The sequence below is a fragment of the Pseudomonas sp. LBUM1676 genome (genome assembly GCF_059695605.1).
This window is the reverse complement of record NZ_CP166777.1, coordinates 1,079,581-1,098,478: the sequence shown is the minus strand read 5'-3', so window position 1 is coordinate 1,098,478 and position 18,898 is coordinate 1,079,581. Positions and strand designations below refer to the sequence as shown.

General features: G+C 59.9%; 16 protein-coding genes. 7 read left to right on the top strand and 9 right to left on the bottom strand.

Features of this window, described 5'->3' with window-relative positions; translation table 11 throughout:
• Nucleotides 1-34 precede the first annotated feature (34 nt).
• The 6 genes from lon to cmoB all read left to right on the top strand — a co-directional run bounded on the left by lon (nucleotide 35) and on the right by cmoB (nucleotide 7,327).
• Entirely contained in the window at nucleotides 35-2,452 is a 2,418-nt protein-coding gene (lon, locus tag ACA041_RS05020; protein ID WP_497440139.1) for an endopeptidase La, read from the top strand.
• A 190-nt stretch (nucleotides 2,453-2,642) separates the two neighbouring features.
• Nucleotides 2,643-3,035, top strand: coding sequence for a protease inhibitor I42 family protein (locus tag ACA041_RS05015; RefSeq protein ID WP_497440138.1), 393 nt, complete (start codon nucleotides 2,643-2,645; stop codon nucleotides 3,033-3,035).
• 2 nt (nucleotides 3,036-3,037) lie between these two features.
• Nucleotides 3,038-3,676 (top strand): lysoplasmalogenase, encoded by a 639-nt coding sequence (locus ACA041_RS05010; protein WP_497440137.1) that lies wholly within the window; start codon nucleotides 3,038-3,040, stop codon nucleotides 3,674-3,676.
• Between the two features lie 243 nt (nucleotides 3,677-3,919).
• On the top strand, nucleotides 3,920-5,467 hold the full coding sequence (locus tag ACA041_RS05005) for a M4 family metallopeptidase (protein WP_497440136.1): 1,548 nt from the start codon (nucleotides 3,920-3,922) through the stop codon (nucleotides 5,465-5,467).
• A 127-nt stretch (nucleotides 5,468-5,594) separates the two neighbouring features.
• Nucleotides 5,595-6,374, top strand: coding sequence for a carboxy-S-adenosyl-L-methionine synthase CmoA (gene cmoA, locus ACA041_RS05000; RefSeq protein WP_497440135.1), 780 nt, complete (start codon nucleotides 5,595-5,597; stop codon nucleotides 6,372-6,374).
• On the top strand, nucleotides 6,371-7,327 hold the full coding sequence (gene cmoB / locus ACA041_RS04995) for a tRNA 5-methoxyuridine(34)/uridine 5-oxyacetic acid(34) synthase CmoB (protein WP_497440134.1): 957 nt from the start codon (nucleotides 6,371-6,373) through the stop codon (nucleotides 7,325-7,327). The genes cmoA and cmoB overlap by 4 nt, the downstream gene beginning before the upstream one ends.
• 133 nt (nucleotides 7,328-7,460) lie before the next feature.
• On the opposite strand, the gene tadA is transcribed toward cmoB, so the two are convergent.
• From tadA to treP, 7 genes are all read right to left on the bottom strand, one after another.
• On the bottom strand, nucleotides 7,461-7,958 hold the full coding sequence (tadA, locus tag ACA041_RS04990) for a tRNA adenosine(34) deaminase TadA (protein WP_497440133.1): 498 nt from the start codon (nucleotides 7,956-7,958) through the stop codon (nucleotides 7,461-7,463).
• A complete protein-coding gene (locus ACA041_RS04985) occupies nucleotides 7,958-9,334 on the bottom strand; it encodes a multicopper oxidase family protein (RefSeq protein WP_497440132.1) in 1,377 nt (458 codons plus the stop codon). Before ACA041_RS04985 ends, tadA begins: the two co-directional genes overlap by 1 nt.
• A 116-nt stretch (nucleotides 9,335-9,450) precedes the next feature.
• Entirely contained in the window at nucleotides 9,451-9,744 is a 294-nt protein-coding gene (locus ACA041_RS04980; protein WP_497440131.1) for a PTS sugar transporter subunit IIB, read from the bottom strand.
• A 2-nt stretch (nucleotides 9,745-9,746) separates the two neighbouring features.
• Nucleotides 9,747-12,275, bottom strand: a complete 2,529-nt coding sequence (ptsP, locus tag ACA041_RS04975; RefSeq protein ID WP_497440130.1) for a phosphoenolpyruvate--protein phosphotransferase — start codon at nucleotides 12,273-12,275, stop codon at nucleotides 9,747-9,749.
• A gap of 56 nt (nucleotides 12,276-12,331) precedes the next feature.
• Complete coding sequence (locus ACA041_RS04970) at nucleotides 12,332-13,555, bottom strand: maltoporin (RefSeq protein ID WP_497440129.1); 1,224 nt, start codon at nucleotides 13,553-13,555, stop codon at nucleotides 12,332-12,334.
• A gap of 107 nt (nucleotides 13,556-13,662) precedes the next feature.
• On the bottom strand, nucleotides 13,663-15,309 hold the full coding sequence (gene treC / locus ACA041_RS04965; RefSeq protein ID WP_497440128.1) for an alpha,alpha-phosphotrehalase: 1,647 nt from the start codon (nucleotides 15,307-15,309) through the stop codon (nucleotides 13,663-13,665).
• Between the two features lie 146 nt (nucleotides 15,310-15,455).
• The gene (gene treP / locus ACA041_RS04960) at nucleotides 15,456-16,898 is read right to left on the bottom strand and encodes a PTS system trehalose-specific EIIBC component (RefSeq protein ID WP_497440127.1); all 1,443 of its coding nucleotides are present in this window, start codon (nucleotides 16,896-16,898) and stop codon (nucleotides 15,456-15,458) included.
• A gap of 239 nt (nucleotides 16,899-17,137) precedes the next feature.
• On the opposite strand from treP, the gene treR reads away from it, so the two are divergent.
• Entirely contained in the window at nucleotides 17,138-17,842 is a 705-nt protein-coding gene (gene treR, locus ACA041_RS04955; protein WP_497440126.1) for a trehalose operon repressor, read from the top strand.
• Between the two features lie 10 nt (nucleotides 17,843-17,852).
• Here the strand turns inward: treR and ACA041_RS04950 are convergent, their stop codons facing one another.
• Nucleotides 17,853-18,371, bottom strand: a complete 519-nt coding sequence (locus ACA041_RS04950) for a helix-turn-helix transcriptional regulator (protein ID WP_497440125.1) — start codon at nucleotides 18,369-18,371, stop codon at nucleotides 17,853-17,855.
• Between the two features lie 4 nt (nucleotides 18,372-18,375).
• Nucleotides 18,376-18,654 carry a hypothetical protein gene (locus tag ACA041_RS04945; RefSeq protein WP_497440124.1) on the bottom strand — a complete coding sequence of 93 codons (279 nt, stop codon included), beginning with the start codon at nucleotides 18,652-18,654 and terminating at the stop codon, nucleotides 18,376-18,378.
• Nucleotides 18,655-18,898 lie beyond the last annotated feature (244 nt).

The window sequence follows — 18,898 nt, the reverse complement described above, 5'->3', positions numbered from 1 at the left end:
ATCTAACACCCATAGTCCATTGCGCAGGTGCCCCATGAGCGACCAGCAAGAATTCCCTGAAGACCCCACCGAATACGCCGACCCGGAAAACGTCGAACATCACTCCACCGGCAAAGGCCTCGCCCTGCCAGGCCAGAACCTGCCGGACAAGGTCTACATCATCCCGATCCACAACCGCCCGTTCTTCCCGGCCCAGGTACTGCCGGTCATCGTCAATGAAGAACCCTGGGCTGAAACCCTGGATCTGGTCAGCAAATCGGATCACCACTGCCTGGCCCTGTTCTACATGGACACGCCCCAGGAAGATCCGCGCCACTTCGACACCTCGGCCCTGCCGCTCTACGGCACACTGGTCAAGGTGCATCACGCCAGTCGCGAAAACGGCAAACTGCAATTCGTCGCCCAGGGTCTGACCCGTGTGCGTCTCAAGACCTGGCTCAAGCACCATCGCCCGCCGTATCTGGTGGAAGTCGAATACCCGCACCAGCCCACCGAGCCGACCGATGAGGTCAAGGCCTACGGCATGGCGCTGATCAATGCGATCAAGGAACTGCTGCCGCTCAACCCGCTGTACAGCGAAGAGCTGAAGAACTACCTCAACCGCTTCAGCCCCAATGACCCGTCGCCGCTGACCGACTTCGCCGCCGCCCTGACCTCGGCCACCGGCAGCGAACTGCAGGAAGTGCTCGACTGCGTGCCGATGCTCAAGCGCATGGAAAAAGTCCTGCCGATGCTGCGCAAGGAAGTCGAAGTTGCGCGCCTGCAGAAAGAGATTTCCGCCGAAGTTAACCGCAAGATCGGCGAGCATCAGCGCGAGTTTTTCCTCAAGGAACAATTGAAGGTCATCCAGCAGGAGCTGGGCCTGACCAAGGATGACCGTAGCGCCGATATCGAACAGTTCAAGCAACGTCTGGAAACCAAGGTGTTGCCGGCCCAGGCGCAAAAACGTATCGACGAGGAAATGACCAAGTTGTCGATCCTCGAGACCGGCTCGCCGGAGTATGCGGTCACCCGCAACTACCTCGATTGGGCGACTTCGGTGCCCTGGGGCGTGTATGGCGAGGACAAACTCGACCTCAAGCACGCGCGCAAGGTGCTGGACAAGCACCACGCCGGCCTCGACGACATCAAGGACCGCATTCTCGAATTCCTCGCGGTGGGTGCCTATAAAGGCGAGATCAGCGGTTCCATCGTGCTGCTGGTGGGCCCGCCGGGTGTGGGCAAGACCAGCGTCGGCAAATCCATCGCCGAATCGTTGGGCCGGCCGTTCTATCGCTTCAGCCTCGGCGGCATGCGCGACGAGGCCGAGATCAAGGGCCACCGCCGCACCTACATCGGCGCGCAGCCGGGCAAACTCGTCCATGCGTTGAAAGACGTCGAAGTGATGAACCCGGTGATCATGCTCGACGAGATCGACAAGATGGGCCAGAGCTACCAGGGCGACCCGGCCTCGGCGCTGCTGGAAACCCTGGACCCGGAACAGAACGTCGAATTCCTCGACCACTACCTGGACTTGCGCCTGGACCTGTCGAAAGTGCTGTTCATCTGCACCGCCAACACCCTGGACTCGATCCCCGGCCCCTTGCTGGACCGAATGGAAGTCATCCGCCTGTCGGGCTACATCACCGAAGAAAAGATCGCCATCGCCAAGCGTCACCTGTGGCCCAAGCAGCTTGAGAAAGCCGGCGTGTCCAAAGGCAGCCTGGCCATCAGCGACAGCGCCCTCAAAGCGTTGATCGACGGTTACGCCCGTGAAGCCGGGGTTCGCCAGTTGGAAAAGCAACTGGGCAAACTGGTGCGCAAGGCGGTAGTAAAGTTGATCGACGAGCCGAAAGCGGTGATCAAAATTGCTCCCAAGGACCTGGAAGCCTCATTGGGCCATCCGGTGTTTCGCAATGAGCAGGTGCTGTCTGGTACCGGCGTCATCACTGGCCTGGCCTGGACCAGCATGGGCGGCGCGACCCTGCCGATCGAAGCGACGCGCATTCACACGCTCAACCGTGGCTTCAAACTCACCGGGCAATTGGGTGACGTGATGAAAGAGTCGGCAGAAATCGCCTACAGCTATGTCAGCTCCAACCTGAAGTCGTTTGGCGGTGACCCGAAATTCTTCGACGAAGCCTTCGTCCACCTGCACGTTCCGGAAGGGGCGACCCCCAAAGACGGCCCGAGCGCCGGCGTGACCATGGCCAGCGCCCTGCTCTCGCTCGCCCGCAACCAGCCACCGAAGAAAGGCGTGGCCATGACCGGCGAACTGACGCTGACCGGGCATGTACTGCCGATTGGGGGGGTGCGCGAGAAAGTGATTGCGGCGCGGCGGCAGAAGATCTTTGAGTTGATCTTGCCGGAGCCGAATCGTGGCAGTTTCGAGGAATTGCCGGATTATCTGAAGGAAGGAATTACCGTGCACTTTGCCAAGCGTTTTGCGGATGTGGCGAAGGTGCTGTTTTGACAAGCATGTAGTGCCTGCACCATTGCTATCGCGAGCAAGCTCGCTCCCACAAGTACAGTGATAAACCTGTGGGAGCGAGCTTGCTCGCGATGGCGTCGGCACTCACGACGCTAACTCCCCGTCGCCGTCACAATTTGTCTCATCTTCAGCTATGCTCGCCGTTCGTCGTGAATGCCGGAGCTGCTCACTTATGTCCCCCACCCGCTTGTTGGTCCCCCTAGCCCTCGCCTTGCTGGCCGCTTGCACCTCGCAGCCGAAACAGAACCTGAGCGTGGAAAAACAGAGCGCATGCCCGGCGAAGCTGCACAACGGGCAGACCCTGATTCTGAGCCTGCCCAGCAATCCGACCACGGGTTACCGCTGGGCGATCCAGGACTCTGCCGGGGGTGTCTTGCGCGCACTGGGCCCTGAGGTTTACAGCAATCCGGAAGACGCCGGCGTCGTCGGCGCGGCCGGGGTCTCGACCTGGCGCTTCCAGGCCTTCGCCAACGGTACCGGGCGCTTGCGCCTGACGTCCCAGCAGCCCTGGGCACCGGAAGTGCTGCCGGTGGAAACCTTTGAATGTGCCATCTCGGTTAACTGATCGTGGGCTGGCTGATTCTGGCGCTGATGGGCGCGGTGATGTACCTCTACGGTCTGAGCGTGCATGCGGCATTGATGTGCCTGTTGGTGAAACCGTTGCCGGTACTCGCGTTGCTCGGCTGGCTGCACGACGCACCGCCCAGCGAGTATCGACGCTGGATCAGCCTTGGATTGATATTCTCCCTGCTCGGCGATGTGCTGCTGGCGTGGCCGCAGGATTTGTTTGTGTTCGGCCTCGGGGCGTTTCTGCTGGCCCATCTGGCCTATCTGAAAGCGTACTTGAGCGATTGCCGGCGGTTGGCGATGTTACCGCTGATCGTCGCTTTGGGCGTCGGCGCGGTGTTGCTGGGGATTTTGATTGCCAATGGTCTGGGTCCATTGCTGATCCCGGTGATCGTCTATGCCCTGGCCATCAGCGCCATGCTCTGGCGGGCGCTGGCCCGACTTGGCAGCGATGTGCCCGAACGCTCGGCACTGTTGGCGGCAGCGGGCGCGGTGGCGTTTGTGTTTTCGGACAGCGTGATTGGCATCGACCGCTTCGTCGCGCCGTTCCATGCCGCGCCTTATGTGATCATCCTCAGCTATTGGTTGGGGCAATGGGGGATTACGGCGTCGGCGTTCATTCGGAAAAAGCGCAAATAAGTAACAAAGGCTTGCGCCCAGTACTCAAGTGTTCGCAACGCTTGATTTCCATACTCGGACGCACAATAACTTCCCACCGCTAACACCCTCTCCCGCGCGAATAAAATACAAATAGATTATCTCATTCCGGTTGGGCCCGAACCTATCAGTTCTGCTAGGTAGACACACTGCCAGGACTTTTCAATACTCCACTGCATAAACAATGGGACTTTGGATATCAGGGTCATTCAACGCTAATAAACAGTGAATAACATTTTTATGCGTAGTCGCCTCTCAGCCACTCTTCTTGGCATTCTGTACGTCATGTTGCCACTCTTGGCACAGGCCGCTTCCGTTGAAACAGTTGACGATAAGGGAATCGCTTCCAACACGCCCAACCCATACGTACTCAAACTGGATCAACTGCATCTTGAAGCAACGGGTGAGCCTATTGCACTTGCTGGTCAACGATCGGTGCAACGTATGACTCAAACCTATCAAGGGGTGCCAATATATGGCCATAGCGTTACCTTTGAGCGCAACGCCACGGGAGAGGTAATCCATGCCAGCGGCCGCTATCTGCAAGGGATTGAGCAAGATATACCCCGCGTCGAGCCGACTTTAAATCCGGATCAGGCTGTACAGGCATTGCGAGAGCAGTGGCGCCTCAAAAAGGGAATAACTACCCAGCCTCCGACGCTCACACGCATCAAACTTTTTATCTATCAGCCACACCACGAAACTAGGGCGCGACTGATTTATCGGGTGTCCTACAGCATCGATACTAAAACCGGGATCCCGTCTAATCCGACCGGGCTGATCGATGCCATGACCGGAGAAGTGCTCAAATGGTGGGAAGGCGTTGCGTCGCTTGAGACCCGCCCTACGAATGGGCCGGGTGGCAATGTATTGATTGGTGAATATCATTACGGAAAAGAACGCCCCACACTACCCGCCGCGCAGCGAGGCCAGTCCTGCTCGTTCGATCACAACGGCATTCAGGTGTTCTTCGGCACCATCTCGGTCAACTCCCCCCCTTGGATTTTCCCTTGCCCTGTTAGTGTTCAAGAGCCGATCAATGGCGGCTACACCCCGATAAACGATTTATATTTCCACACCATTGTTACCAAAGACTTGTATCTAGACATCCTTGGCATCCAGCCAGTAATTGGGGGGCTGAAAGTGGTGTTCTTAACTGCCGAAGGCGACGGAGCGTTTTGGAATGGATCTCAAAACACTGGGCTCTTCCTTGCCGGTGCTAAGTCGTTTTATCCGTTCGTAAGTCAGGACGTCGTAGCTCATGAGATCAGTCATGGGTTTACCCAGCAGAACTCAGGCCTGGAAGATAATTCTCGCCAGGAAGGGGGGATTAATGAGGCGTTCTCGGACATGGCAGGCGAAGCGGCCAAGTTTCGCAGGGACGGCAAGAGTGATTTTGTCGTATTGAGTGCCATTACCAAGCCCGACGGCGAGTACGGTCATTTAGGTGGCCTGCGCCAGATGTGTCATCAGTCCACCGATGGCAAATCCATCGAACATGCATCGCAGTTCGACATGGGCATGGATGCGCATAATTCCAGCGGTGTCTACAACAAGGCTTACTGCTTATTGTCCAAGACACCGGGCTGGGATCAGCGCAAGGCGTTCCAGGTGTTTGCGTTGGCCAATCACAGCTATTGGAGTCAAGAGGAAGACTTTAATACCGCCGCTTGCGGCGCTGATGAGGCAGCCCGGGCACTGGGTTATCCCGTTGCTAACTTGCAAACGGCCCTGGCAGCGGTGGGCGCGCGCTGTGTCGTCGGGGGGCAATAGAGCTTAACGTAAACCTCCCGGCCGGTCCTTCCCTCTTGCACACGAGGGAAGGGCTGGAAATACTCGCCATCGACAAGCCCGACACAACCTCTAAATCCCATCGCAGCACTCCTGTACCTACGTTAAAATGCCGGCCTTTTCCACCTACGCCGCTGGAACCGCCGTGAGCAAAGAACCCGATCGCCTTTTCGCCCAGCCTTTGGCCCAGGTGCCCGACTTCGCCTTTAACGAGGACGTGGTGCGGGTGTTCCCGGACATGATTAAACGCTCGGTGCCGGGTTATCCGACCATTGTCGAAAACCTTGGCGTGCTCGCCGCGCAATTCGCCCAGCCCAACAGCGTGCTCTACGACCTGGGTTCGTCCCTGGGGGCTGTCACCCAGGCGTTGCGCCGCCATGTGCGCACCGACGGTTGCCGCGTTATCGCTGTGGATAACTCCGCGGCGATGGTCGAACGCTGCCGCGAGTACCTCAACGGCCAGGACTCGATGTTCCAGGAGTTGCTGCCGGTTGAAGTGATCGAAGGCGACATCCTCGCCCTGCAATTCCAGCCGGCCTCGGTGGTTGCACTGAACTTCACCCTGCAATTCATCGCCCCGGACCAGCGCACCGCGTTGCTGTCGCGCATCCGCCAGTCGCTGCTACCCGGTGGCGCGCTGATTCTCTCGGAAAAGCTGCGTTTCAACGATCCCGAAGAGCACGCGTTGCTCACCGACCTGCACGTGGCCTTCAAACGCGCCAACGGCTACAGCGAACTGGAAATCGCCCAGAAGCGCAGCGCCATCGAAAATGTCATGAAGCCCGACAGCCTCGACGAACATCGCGAACGCCTGTTGGCCGCCGGGTTCTCGAAAGTCGTGCCGTGGTTCCAGTGTCTTAATTTTGCCTCGTTGATTGCCTTGCCATGATTGATCTGTCCCCCCTCGCCCGCCGTCTGGCCGGTACGCCGCTGGCCGATTGGGCCAATACCCTGCAAGCACAGCTCGACAAGAAAATGGAAAAAGGTCACGGCGACCTGGAGCGCTGGCAGAGCGCGCTGGACGCCTTGCCAAAGATTCAGCCGAGCGAAGTCGATTTGCTCAATGGACTGACCCTGGACACCGATTGCGACGATGAAACCCGCGCACAAATGCGCACCGCGTTGATGGGTTTGTCGCCATGGCGCAAAGGACCGTTCGATCTGTTTGGCGTGCACGTCGACACCGAGTGGCGCTCAGACTGGAAGTGGTCGCGGGTAGCAAAGCACCTGGACCTGAAAGGCAAACGAATCCTCGATGTCGGCTGCGGCAATGGCTACTACATGTGGCGCATGCTTGGTGCGGGCGCCGACAGCGTGATCGGCGTCGATCCAAACTGGCTGTTCTTCTGCCAGTTCCAGGCAGTGCAGCGTTACCTGTCCGAGCCCAATGCCTGGCACTTGCCGTTTCCCTTCGAGGATCTGCCGCCCAATCTGGAAGGCTTCGACACGGTGTTTTCCATGGGTGTGTTCTACCACCGTCGCTCGCCGATCGAGCACTTGCTGGCGCTGAAGGACTGCCTGGTCAAGGGTGGTGAGCTGGTACTGGAGACGCTGGTGATCGAGGGCGATCAGCAGCAGGTACTGGTGCCGGAAGACCGTTATGCGCAGATGCGCAACGTGTGGTTCCTGCCATCGGTGCCGGCGCTGATGCTCTGGTTGCGTCGTGCCGGGTTCACTGACGTGAAATGTGTGGATGTGAGTGTGACCACGGTCGAGGAACAGCGTGGGACGGAGTGGATGAAGTACCAGTCGTTGAGCGACTTCCTGGATCCTGAGGACCACAGCAAGACGATTGAAGGCTTGCCGGCGCCGATGCGGGCGGTGATTGTCGCCCGCAAATAACCCCCGATCTCCCTACCGAACGGAGATCCCCTGTGGGAGCGAGCCTGCTCGCGAATGCGGTTTATCATTCAATAGAGATGTTGACTGATCCACCGCTTCCGCGAGCAAGCCCGCTCCCACATTGGGTTGGTGTTCAGTCTGCTGGTTTTGCTCGACGGGCCTTGAAGAACTCGCTCAAAACGGCCCCGCACTCCTCGGCCAACACCCCACCTTCAAACAGCACCCGGTGATTCAAAAAGCCCTGGGTAAAAAACTGCCCCTGGCTCTGCACAATCCCGGCTTTGGGCTCCAGCGCGCCATACACCACCCGCGCTATCCGCGAATGCACGATCAGCCCGGCGCACATGCTGCACGGTTCAAGCGTGACGTAGAGCGTGCTGCCTGGCAGTCGGTAATTGCTCGCAGCCTGGGCAGCGGCGCGGATGGCGACCATCTCGGCATGGGCGCTCGGATCACTGGCGCTGATCGGGCAATTGAAGCCGCGACCGATGATTTCACCGTCCTGTACCAGCACCGCGCCCACCGGCACTTCGCCCAGTGCGGCGCCTTGGGCGGCGAGCGCCAGGGCTTCGCGCATGAAGTCGCGATCACGGCTGCGGTCGATGATCGCGGCGGGACGTATCTGACGCATCAGGCCACCTCGATGGCGGCCATCAGGCCGGTTTCCATGTGATCGATCACATGGCAATGGAACATCCACACCCCGGGATTATCCGCCACCAGCGCCACCTGGGCGCGTTCGTTCTTGCCCAGCAGGTAGGTGTCGGTGAAGTACGGAATCACCTTGTGCCGGTTCGAGGCGATGACCTTGAAGCTCATGCCGTGCAAGTGGATCGGGTGCTGATACTGGGTCATGTTCTTCAATTCAAAAATGTAGCTCTTGCCCTTCTGTAATCTGGCAATCGGGCGGTCGGCGCAGGTCTTGTCGTTGATGTCCCAGGCCTTGCCGTTGATCTGCCACAGGCTTGGCGGTTGGCCGTTATCAAGGTTGACCGACACCGAACCCACCCATTCGAAATTGAAGTTGAGTTTCTCGGCATTGGCCAGGTCCGGCTCGGCCACCGGGTTGGCGGGCAACGCGGGTGGCCACTGGGTCGGTGCATCGGTGTTCGCCACCGAACGCAAAGTGCCCAGGCGTACCGGGCCGTTGCGCAGGGACAGCTCTTGACCGGCCGGCGGCGCCTTGATCGCCAGGCAGATGCGCATGCCGGGGCCGAGCCAGTATTCCTTGCCCAACGGGCGCGGCTCGATGGGATTGCCGTCCAGCGCGTAGATCTGCGCTTCGACCCCGGGGATGTTGAGGCGATAGGTCAGGGTGTTGTCGAGGTTGAGCAGGCGTACCCGGGTGATCTGCCCGGCAGGCAGCTCGATCACCGCCTGCGACACACCATTGATGGTCGACAAGCGCCCTGCCGTGCCGCCACGGGCCGCTTCGCGAGGAATGCTGAACGCGACAAAGGCGCCCTCTTCATCGACGTGCCAACTCTTGAGGCTCAAGGTTTTCTCGTACTTGAAGCCGGTGGGCTCGCGCTCTTCGATGATCAGCGGGCCGACCAGGCCGCGGCCGAGCTCTTCGCTGCTGTTCACATGCGGGTGATACCAGTAGCTGCCGGCGTCGGGCACGCGGAATTTGTAGTCGAAGAACTCGCCCGGCAGCACCGGAAGCTGCGAGACGTAGGGCACGCCGTCCATTTCCAGCGGCAGGCGGATGCCATGCCAGTGGATGGTGGTCGCGACCGGCAGGTGGTTGATAAACCGCACCCGCAGCCATTCGCCCTGCCGTACCCGCAGTTCGGTGCCCGGTGCCGACGGACCGAACGCCCAGGCCGGCGTCTGGTGCCCGGCCACCAGTTCGACGTCCAGCGGCGCCGCGATCAGCTCGTAGTCGTGGCCCGCATCGGCGTCAGCCATTTTGCCCAGCCAGTACCGCGACGCGCCCCCCGCTCCGACACCAACGACAACAAGACCGGCCAGGCCACCGAGGATTTGGCGACGGGTAAAGGACATGAACTCAACTACCTCACGTATCAGCGACAGGCGCGAAGGCCTGTAAAAGGCGAATACGATACACCTGCGGTTGAGAAACAGTAAGGGTGGGGCGGCAACCGGTCACAGTCGGTCGATCAGTGCGCGGTGAGCCCAGTGATCAGATGCACAACCCCGTCGTCCAGCGTCATCACCCCTGGTATCCCCGCCGCCGTCAAAGCCTGCCGATCCACCTTCCCCACATCGCGCAATTCCACCCGCACCCGGGTCAGCGCCACCGGCTGCTGCGACTTGAGGTTATCCACCCCGCCCAACGCCGCCACGACATTCGCCGCCAACCCGCCAACCGGCTGTGCAACCACCTTCGGCTCATCCACCACCAGATCCGGGGTCAAGGCCTTCCAGAACGCTCGCTGCATTTTCTCGAACATGTTCAGTTCTCCAGAACCAGTGAAGTATCGACCGTCGCCTCGTGGTACAACCGCAGCGCTTCGCGCACCTGCCCGGCGCTTTCCAGGCCCAGCACCTGCTGGGCGATGGACTGGCAGTCCACCAGGTCCACTTCGCGAACCGCCGCCTTGATCGCCGGAATCAGCGGCACGCTCACCGACAGTTCGTCCACCCCAAGTCCCAGCAACAACGGCACCGCCAGCGTCTCCGAAGCCATCGCGCCACAGACACCGACCCATTTGCCATGGGCGTGGGCGGCCTTCACAGTACTGGCGATCAGGCGCAGCACCGAGGGATGGAAGCTGTCGGCCTGAGCGGCCAGGCGTGGATGATCACGGTCCATGGCCAAGGTGTATTGGGTCAGGTCGTTGGTACCGATCGAGAAGAAGTCCACCTCGGGTGCAAACAGGTCCGCCATCAATGCCGCCGCCGGCACTTCGATCATGATCCCCAGTTTCGGCAGTTCGTTGAGCCCCAATGCCTGTGCCTCTTCTTCCAGCAGCTTGCGGGCCAGTCGCAACTCCGATAGCTGCGTGACCATCGGCAGCATGATGTGCAGGTGCGCCAATCCGGCGCTGCTCAGAATCGCCTTGAACTGATCACGTATCAGCTGCGGGCGCTCCAGGCACAGGCGAATCCCGCGCATGCCGAGGAACGGGTTGGTTTCGCTGTCCATCGGTACGTAGGCCAGTGGCTTGTCACCGCCGACATCCAGGGTGCGCACCACCAGACTGCGTGCTGGCCCCAGGGCTCGGGCGATGGCGCTGTAAGTGGAGGCCTGTTCTGCATGGCTCGGCGCGTGGTGGCGATCCAGATAAAGAAACTCCGAACGCAACAGCCCGACGCCCTCACCGCCCAGGCTCATGGCCTGCTCGGTCTCGCTCAGCGAGGCGACGTTGGCCGTGACTTCGACGCGATGACCATCGCGGGTGCAGGCGACCAGCGTGGCGTGCGCCAGCTCATGTTGCTGGCGTTGCTCCTGGCGCTGACGATTGACCTGCAGTTGCTCGATGGCCGCCAGTTCCGGGTCCAGGTGCAGCTCGCCCTTGTCGGCGTCGAGCAACACCAGGCTGCCGTTCCTCAGCGTCAGTACCTGGACCGGCAACCCGCAGATCGCCGGCAAACCGGCCGCCCGGGCGAGAATCGCGACGTGGCTGGTAGCCCCTCCACCGACCGTGGCGAAACCCAGGACCTTGCGGGTATCGAGCCCGGCGGTCTGTGACGGTGTCAGTTGATCGGCGATCAGGATCGACCCTTCAGGCAACTCAATCGCCTGATCCTGCACGCCGAGTATCAGCTTGAGCACCCGCTGACCAACGTCCGCCAGGTCTGCCGCCCGTTCGGCCAGCAAGGCACTGCCCAGGCCCTTGAACAAGGCTGCCGCCGCCTCGGTCGCTGCGCGCCAGGCAAAGGCCGCGCTCTTGCCTTCGCTGATCAGCGCTTCGGCCTGATCCAGCAGGCTCGGGTCTTCAAGCAACTCCTGATGGGCCTTGAAGATCTGGGCCTGAGCATCCCCGGTGGCCTCGTCACGCAGGTGCTGCAAGGCCAGGTTCGCCTCGGCCAAAGCCCGAGACAGATGCTCGCGTTCAACCGGCGCACCGCTGCCGGACTCGCTGACTTCAAGCGCCTGTTCGGCGACCTGCACCACCTGGCCAAAGGCCGAACCCGGTGATGCACACACGCCGCGCAATACCTTCAACGATGGAGGCTCTAGTGCCGCGACTGGCGCTGGCGCCACCACTGCTTCCCCACAGCCTGCGGTCAACAATGCGCCCAACGTGCTGATCGCCTCTTGCGCATCCGGGCCCGCCGCACTGACTTGCACGATGTCGCCGAAGGCGGTCTGCAACGCCATGATCGCCACCAGGGATTTGGCGTTGGCGCTCTCCTGCTGTTTATGCAGGTAAATGGTGGCCGAAAAACCCTTGGCAGCCTGGGCGAACACCGCGGCGGGACGGGCATGCAAGCCGTTCGGGTTGGGCAGTGTCACGGGTTTGGAGAACAGCGCCTCGCCCTCTTGCGCCACCGGCTCTTCGATTAATGGCTCGACGGGGCTCAGACTCAACAGCGGCTGACCACCTTCCACTGCCCCCGTTTCCGGTACCAGCCACGTAAAGGGTTCGCCGCTGACCACCACCATCAAGGTCAACAAACTGCGGGCATGCAAGGCGATGTAATCGGCGTCGAACTCGATCAGCGCCTGCCCCGCCTCAACCCGCTGGCCTTCTTCCACCAAGCGGGTGAAACCCTTGCCGGCCAGGTTCACGGTGTCGAGCCCGATGTGCATCAGTACCTGCACGCCGTTGTCGTCGGTGAGGCTGATGGCATGCCCACTGGCCTGGACATTGCTGACCACCCCCGCCAGCGGAGCGCTCAAGGTGTGCGAGGTTGGATCGATGCAAAGGCCGTCGCCAATCACGCGACTCGAAAATACCGGATCCGGCACCTGATCCAGTGGCATCAACACGCCGGACAAAGGTGCCAGCAGTTGCAATTGTTGGGGTGTGGCCATGACGTCACCTGCTGTTTTGTTCTTTATAAAGACTAGCGATCTCGTGGTTCCGGCGGTTACTTCCACCAGTACTCGACCTGCAATCCGACATTCGCACCATGTCGCGCGGTGCCGAAGGCGCCCGTGTCGGACAACGCCGACCCCTTCGCCAGCGCATTGGCCGCCCGTTTGGCCGCCTCGTTCCAGCTGGCATAGGTGTAATACATTCGCACCTCGGGGCGCGCCCAGAATTCCGGCCCCTTGGGCGACCAGGTCGGGGCGAAGGTGAACTTGCTCAGCTTGCGCGTGCCGCCCGTGGCGTCCACCTGATCGTGCCCCAGTTCGGTCACCAGTTTGAACTGCTCGGTGATCGCGTAGGCCGGACGAACACCGAGGGACATCCAGTTCTGATCCCTGCCCTGCGCACGAACATCTTTCTGATAAACCGCCTGGATCTGCCCGCCAAATCGCGGCGTCAGCTGCCAGTCGAAGAACTCCACCACACGGTAACTCTTGTTGCTGTCATCGAGCTTGACGTTACCGGTATAGCCCAACCCGGTGCCCGGACCTTCGCCGTACTGGAAGGCCAGTTTGTTCTTGCCGCCCAGAAAGCCTTGCTGCACGTGCTGGGTGGTGATCGCCCAGCCACGGTGGGCGTCGCGACTGTCGGGTTTGTCGATGTAGCTCAGGCCGAACTCCAGTTCACCGCCGGGATTGGTGTCGAAGCCGGCGACATTGAAATCGTGGCGGTTGATGTAGTCCTTCTGGTACAGGTTGTCCTTGCGCGAGAAGGCGTAGCTGTATTTCAGATCACCGATCAACACGTCCTCGATACCGCCGCCGGTGGCGCTCTGGTTCCAGTAGTAGAAGTCGGAAATATGGATATCGTTGCGCTTGTAGTAACGCCGCCCGGCCCACAGCGAACCGCCGTTGAGACTGGGCATGTTCGACCATTGCGCGTACAGCTGCGGCATGCGCACCGAACCGTTATCGCCCTTGAAGGTCAGGCGGCGGTCGTACTTGTTATACAGCGAGGCCATGCCGTCGACGCTGAGCACCGATTGGTCATCGAACGTGTACACATCCTGACGCAGCTCCAGCTCCCCATACTGCTCGCATTCGTTGCCCAAGCGATATTTGGTCTGTGCGCCCGGCAACTGAAAACACGACTGGGAACTGCTGTTGACCGAAGTGCCGACACCGCTGCGCAAGTAGCCGCCGAACTCCAGGGCTTGCGCCGACAACGGCAATGCCAGGCAGCCGCACACGAGCGCAAGACTGCGATTTATTGTTGTTTTCAAGAATCACCCCATTATTTTTATTGTGTGCAACCACAAAATCGACGCGCAAAAATCCCCCGCGCAGCGTTCTGCGTGTTTTTTCAGCTCGGTGTTTTTCTAGTGGTTGGTCAGTCGGTCAGGTGCAACACCAGCGACTCATATGGCCGCAAAGAGACCTGCCGATTTCGCGGCGGACAGTCCGGGTAGTTGCTGATCACCAGACGCTGGACCATCGTTTCGCTGATCACTTCATCCGGCAACAGGACTTCGCAGGGCGTGCCGTAGAAGTTGTTCAGCACCAGCAAACGCTCGCCATGGCCTTCACGCACATAGGCCCAGATTTGTGTATGGTCAGCCAACAATTGCCGGTAGATGCCGTCGCAGATCAGCGCTTGCGTACGGCGCAACGCGATCAGTTGCCGGTAGTGATGCAGCACGGAATCCGGGTCTTCAAGTTGGGTGGCGACGTTGATCTGAGCCGCGTTGGCTGGCACGCCGATCCAGGGCTCGGCCACACTGAAACCTGCGTTCGGCCCGGCGCTCCAGTGCATCGGCGTACGACCGTTGTCCCGGGACTTCTGCATGATCGCCGCCATGTTGTCGGCGTCGCTGGCTCCGGCCTCGCGCTTGAGCCGGAAGATGTTCAGCGTCTCGACATCGCGGTACTGATCGATGTGATCAAAGCCCGGATTGGTCATGCCCAGTTCCTCGCCCTGATACACGAATGGCGTGCCCTGGAGGAAATGCAGCGCGGTGGCGAGCATCTTCGCCGACAGCACACGATATTCACCGTCATGGCCAAAACGCGAGACCACCCGTGGCTGGTCGTGGTTACACCAGAACAATGCGTTCCAACCGCCACCAGCCTGCATGCCGGTCTGCCAGTCGGAGAGGATGCGCTTGAGTTCGAGGAAGTCGAAGTCGGCGCGTATCCACTTCTGCAGGTTCGGGTAATCGACCTTCAGGTGATGGAAATTGAACGTCATCGACAGTTCTTTCGATTCCGGCCGCGAGTAGCGAATGCAGTGTTCCAGGCTGGTGGACGACATCTCGCCGACATTGATCAGGTCATGGCCTTCGAATACTTCGCGGTGCATTTGCTGCAGGTATTCGTGGACGTGCGGGCCGTCGGTGTAGAAGCGCCGGCCGTCACTGTCGTCGTCGGGGAAGTCCGCCGGTTTCGAGATCAGGTTGATCACATCCAGGCGGAAACCGCCCACGCCCTTGTCCCGCCAGAACCGCATCATCTTGAAGACTTCGGCGCGCACCTTGGGGTTGTCCCAGTTCAGGTCGGCCTGGGTATGGTCGAACAGGTGCAGGAAGTACTGGCCGGTCTGCGCCTCGTACTCCCAGGCCGAGCCACCGAACTTGGATTCCCAGTTGTTCGGCTGGTCGCGCCAGATGTAGAAGTCGCGGTACGGGTTGTCGAGGCTGCTGCGGGCCTGCTGGAACCAGCTGTGCTCGATGGAGGTGTGGTTGACCACGATATCGAGCATCAGCTTGATCCCGCGCTTGCCGGCTTCGGCAATCAGCAACTCGCAATCGGCCATGGTCCCGTAGCTCGGATCGATGGCGTAGTAATCACTGATGTCGTACCCGTTGTCGCGCTGGGGCGAACGCAGGAACGGCGTAATCCACAGGCAATCGACGCCCAGCCAGTGCAGGTAGTCGAGCTTGGCCACGACACCGAGCAAATCACCCGTGGGGTTGCCGGCGTGGCTGTGAAAACTCTTCGGGTAGATCTGGTAGATCACCGAACGTTGCCAGTCTTGCATGGCGCTATTCCTTCAGTAAGTTTTGTATCGGCCTTGAGGGCCCCTTCGCGAGCAGGTCGGATCGCCGCACCGTCGCTCCCACATTGGAATGCGATCAACTGTGGGAGCGAGCCGGCTCCGGGCGGCGATCCGACGAATACGATCTATCAGGCGACCCGATAGCCCGGCCGAACGATCTTCATGCTCAACGCACAGGTCAGAACAAACGGCACAATCATGGCAATCACCATCCCGATCACAAACATCGGGATGAACTGCGGAATGATCGAGATGAATCCGGGCAAGCCACCGACGCCGATCGCCGAGGCCTGGACCTTGTTCAGCGACAAGAAGATGCAACCCAGGGCCGAACCGATCAGCGCGGCGTAGAACGGAAACTTGTAGCGCAGGTTCACCCCGAACATCGCCGGCTCAGTGATGCCGAAGTAAGCGGAAATCGCCGAGGTCGAGGCCATGCTTTTATCCCGCACATTGCGCGTCATGTAGAACACCGCCAACGCTGCGCTGCCCTGGGCGAGGTTAGACATGACGATCATCGGCCAGATGAAAGTACCGCCCTGGGTGGAGATCAGCTGCAAGTCGACCGCGAGGAACATGTGGTGCATGCCGGTGATCACCAGCGGCGCGTAGAGCAGGCCGAAAATCGTCCCGCCGACCATCGGCGCCAGGTCGAACAGCATGACCACGCCTTCGGTGATGAGGATGCCCAGGTGTCGCGTCACCGGGCCGATCACCGCCAGCGCCAGCACGCCGGTGACGACGATGGTGGTGATCGGCACCACCAGCAATTGCACCGCGTTCGGCACCCGCGCCCGCAGCCATTTCTCGATGACGCTCATGACGTAGGCAGCCAGCAGGATCGGCAGGATCTGCCCCTGATAACCGACCTTCTCGATCTGGAACAGGCCGAGGATGTCGAAGTACGGCAGGCTCTGCCCCTCCAGACCGGCCACCGCCTTGCCGTAGTTCCAGGCGTTGAGCAGATCCGGGTGCACCAGCATCAGGCCGAGCACAATGCCGAGGATCTCGCTGCCGCCAAACCGCTTGGCCGCCGACCAGCCCACCAGTGCCGGCAGGAACACGAACGAGGTGTTGGCCATCAGGTTGATCAGGCTCCAGAGCCCGTCAAGCTTCGGGTAGGCGTCCAGCAGCGTCTGGCCTTCGATGAACATGCCCTTGGCGCCGATCAGGTTGTTGATGCCCATCAGCAGGCCGGCAATGATCAGCGCCGGCAGGATCGGCATGAACACATCCGAAAACACCCGCACCAGACGCTGCATGGCGTTGATCTTGTCGGCGCTTTTCTGTTTAACGTCGGCGATGGTAGAAGCTGCGAGACCGGTTTGACGGCGCAATTCGGCGTAGACCTTCTCCACCTCGCCCGGGCCGATGACCACCTGGAACAGGCCACCGGTGAAGAACGATCCCTTGACCAGGTCAATCTGGTTCAGCGTGGCGCTGTTGACCAGGCCCGGGTCCTTGAGGGCCAGGCGCAGCCGGGTGACACAGTGCGCGGCCTGCTCGAGGTTGTCGCTGCCACCGAGGCTGAGCAGCAGCTCGGTGACGATGTTCGGATAGTCGTGGCTCATGCTTGTTCTTCCGCTGTAGTTTTTTGTTATTGGCAGCACGCCGAGGTGAAAAGTACTCGTCTGTACGAGTTAAAGCAACAACTCGTACAGACGAGTTTCAATTTGTTTAAAATCTCCCAAACCTACAGACGATGAAATTTCCTACATCCGAAACGGATGAAATCCATACCCGCATGGACAATTCCCTACCCGGCCCTTAAGGTTCAAACCCTTGAGCATTGCGCCATAGAGCCATCCCCATGAGTAAATACAACCAGATCTACAGCGATCTGCTTGCCAGTATCACGACCGAACGTCTGGAACGCGGTGCTCGCCTGCCTTCCGAAACCGAACTGATGGACAGCTACCAGGCCAGTCGCGGCACCGTGCGCAAGGCCATCGAACAACTTCAGGAACGCGGTTTCGCCCAGAAGGTCCACGGCAAAGGCACTTTCGTCCTGTCGACCAACCCGATCGAATTCCAGCTCGGCGGCATCGTCAGCTTCCAGGAGACCTACCCGCGGTTGGGCAACGACGTCAGTACCGAGGTGGTGGAGTTCACGCAACTTTCTCTTGAAGGTGCCCTGCTGGAACACATCCAGGCCGAAGAAGGCAGCCTGATCATCCGGATCAAACGCGTGCGGCGGATCGACGGCAAACGGGTGATTCTCGACATCAACCATTTCGTCAGCGATGTGATTCCCGGTCTGTCCCGGGACATCGCCGAGCACTCGATCTACGCCTTTATCGAGCAGACCCTGCAACTGCAAATCGCCTATGCCCAGCGCACCATCGAAGCGATGCCGCGGAGCAAGGATGACCAGCAACACCTGGACCTCGACGGCCAGAGTCATGTGATTGTGGTCAGTAACCAGACGTTTTTGCAGGATGGGAGACAGTTCGAGTACACCGAGTCACGGCACACCCTGGACAAGTTCTATTTTTCGGATGTGGCGAGGCGCTGAAAGAGTGGCGTCAAACCAGTGCCTGCCACTCGGCGCCAAGGGCGACAACCCGGCGCGATTCTTTGACGAGATTGACGCTTTGCGCGATACGGGCGACGTCGATCACCGGTTGTTCAAGGTTGTAGCCGCCCTTGGCATCCAGCCAGCTCAATACCTCAGCCAGGTGCCAGACCGAGGTCTTGCCTTCATGCACCGCCAACGGGAAGCTGCTGCCATGGGTAAGCATCAGTTTGCGCATGTTCTGACGCGAAACGCCGACGATGTCGGCAATGTCCGTCAGACCGACGAAGTCTGGTGCTACCTCCACCAGACGCGCGTCAGGGATGATGCGCTTGACGTCCATCAGCGCGCTCAACAACGCCGCTTCGGCAGTCTCGGCCTCGCGGGTGAACTCCAATGCCAGGCGGCCGGTCAGCCCGACACCGACCAACGCGTCATCGCATCCTTGGGCGTATAGACGCTCGACCAATACGTCAGGATCGCTATCGCACTGCGCTAGCTGATACTTGAGAGTGAAAACGTAGTCCATTGAATTACTCCTTGAGTCGAGGTGTCGACTTCCTGTCAATCACCTGTTGTGTCGTACAGTTATCGACCACTCGCCGCAGTGCCCTCGCGTGATTGAAAGGGTTGCTCGGCGTGCTGCACACGCTGGTGATACAGAATTCGCCACAACGACAAAGGTCATGCCTGAAAGGGCAGTAGATCTTTCCCCAAGCGTGACTGCCACCGACTTCTATGCGCCAGCCTCGATCTTCGGCATGACGCAGGGCCATTTCGATTTCTTTTTTCGGGTGAGATGCACGAGCCATCCATAGCCTCCAGTCTCCTCAGGATTTTAATGGTTGTCAACTGACAACCATCGAGAAAACTCTACCAACATCACTTGAGCTGCGAAGACAGTCCAGACAAGTTGGGAAAATTGTCTCGAAGAGAGTACAGATGAGGCTGAGGTTGGGGCTGGCTCATGTCTTTCAGATTATTGCCAAGGTTTTTTCTCCTTACACATAACCCGTTCTGCCTCCCGATTTTTTTTGCCTGACCGGAAAAAACAAA

Excerpts from the sequence above, each read along its gene's own strand:
- lon (WP_497440139.1), top strand. The coding sequence starts at position 35 with ATGAGCGACCAGCAAGAATTCCCTGAAGACCCCACCGAATACGCCGAC.
- cmoB (WP_497440134.1), top strand. The coding sequence starts at position 6,371 with ATGATTGATCTGTCCCCCCTCGCCCGCCGTCTGGCCGGTACGCCGCTG.
- ACA041_RS04945 (WP_497440124.1), bottom strand. The coding sequence starts at position 18,654 with ATGGCTCGTGCATCTCACCCGAAAAAAGAAATCGAAATGGCCCTGCGT.
- ptsP (WP_497440130.1), bottom strand. The coding sequence starts at position 12,275 with ATGGCCACACCCCAACAATTGCAACTGCTGGCACCTTTGTCCGGCGTG.
- ACA041_RS04950 (WP_497440125.1), bottom strand. The coding sequence starts at position 18,371 with ATGGACTACGTTTTCACTCTCAAGTATCAGCTAGCGCAGTGCGATAGC.
- ACA041_RS04985 (WP_497440132.1), bottom strand. The coding sequence starts at position 9,334 with ATGTCCTTTACCCGTCGCCAAATCCTCGGTGGCCTGGCCGGTCTTGTT.
- treC (WP_497440128.1), bottom strand. The coding sequence starts at position 15,309 with ATGCAAGACTGGCAACGTTCGGTGATCTACCAGATCTACCCGAAGAGT.
- treP (WP_497440127.1), bottom strand. The coding sequence starts at position 16,898 with ATGAGCCACGACTATCCGAACATCGTCACCGAGCTGCTGCTCAGCCTC.
- treR (WP_497440126.1), top strand. The coding sequence starts at position 17,138 with ATGAGTAAATACAACCAGATCTACAGCGATCTGCTTGCCAGTATCACG.
- tadA (WP_497440133.1), bottom strand. The coding sequence starts at position 7,958 with ATGCGTCAGATACGTCCCGCCGCGATCATCGACCGCAGCCGTGATCGC.
- ACA041_RS05015 (WP_497440138.1), top strand. The coding sequence starts at position 2,643 with ATGTCCCCCACCCGCTTGTTGGTCCCCCTAGCCCTCGCCTTGCTGGCC.
- cmoA (WP_497440135.1), top strand. The coding sequence starts at position 5,595 with ATGCCGGCCTTTTCCACCTACGCCGCTGGAACCGCCGTGAGCAAAGAA.
- ACA041_RS04980 (WP_497440131.1), bottom strand. The coding sequence starts at position 9,744 with ATGTTCGAGAAAATGCAGCGAGCGTTCTGGAAGGCCTTGACCCCGGAT.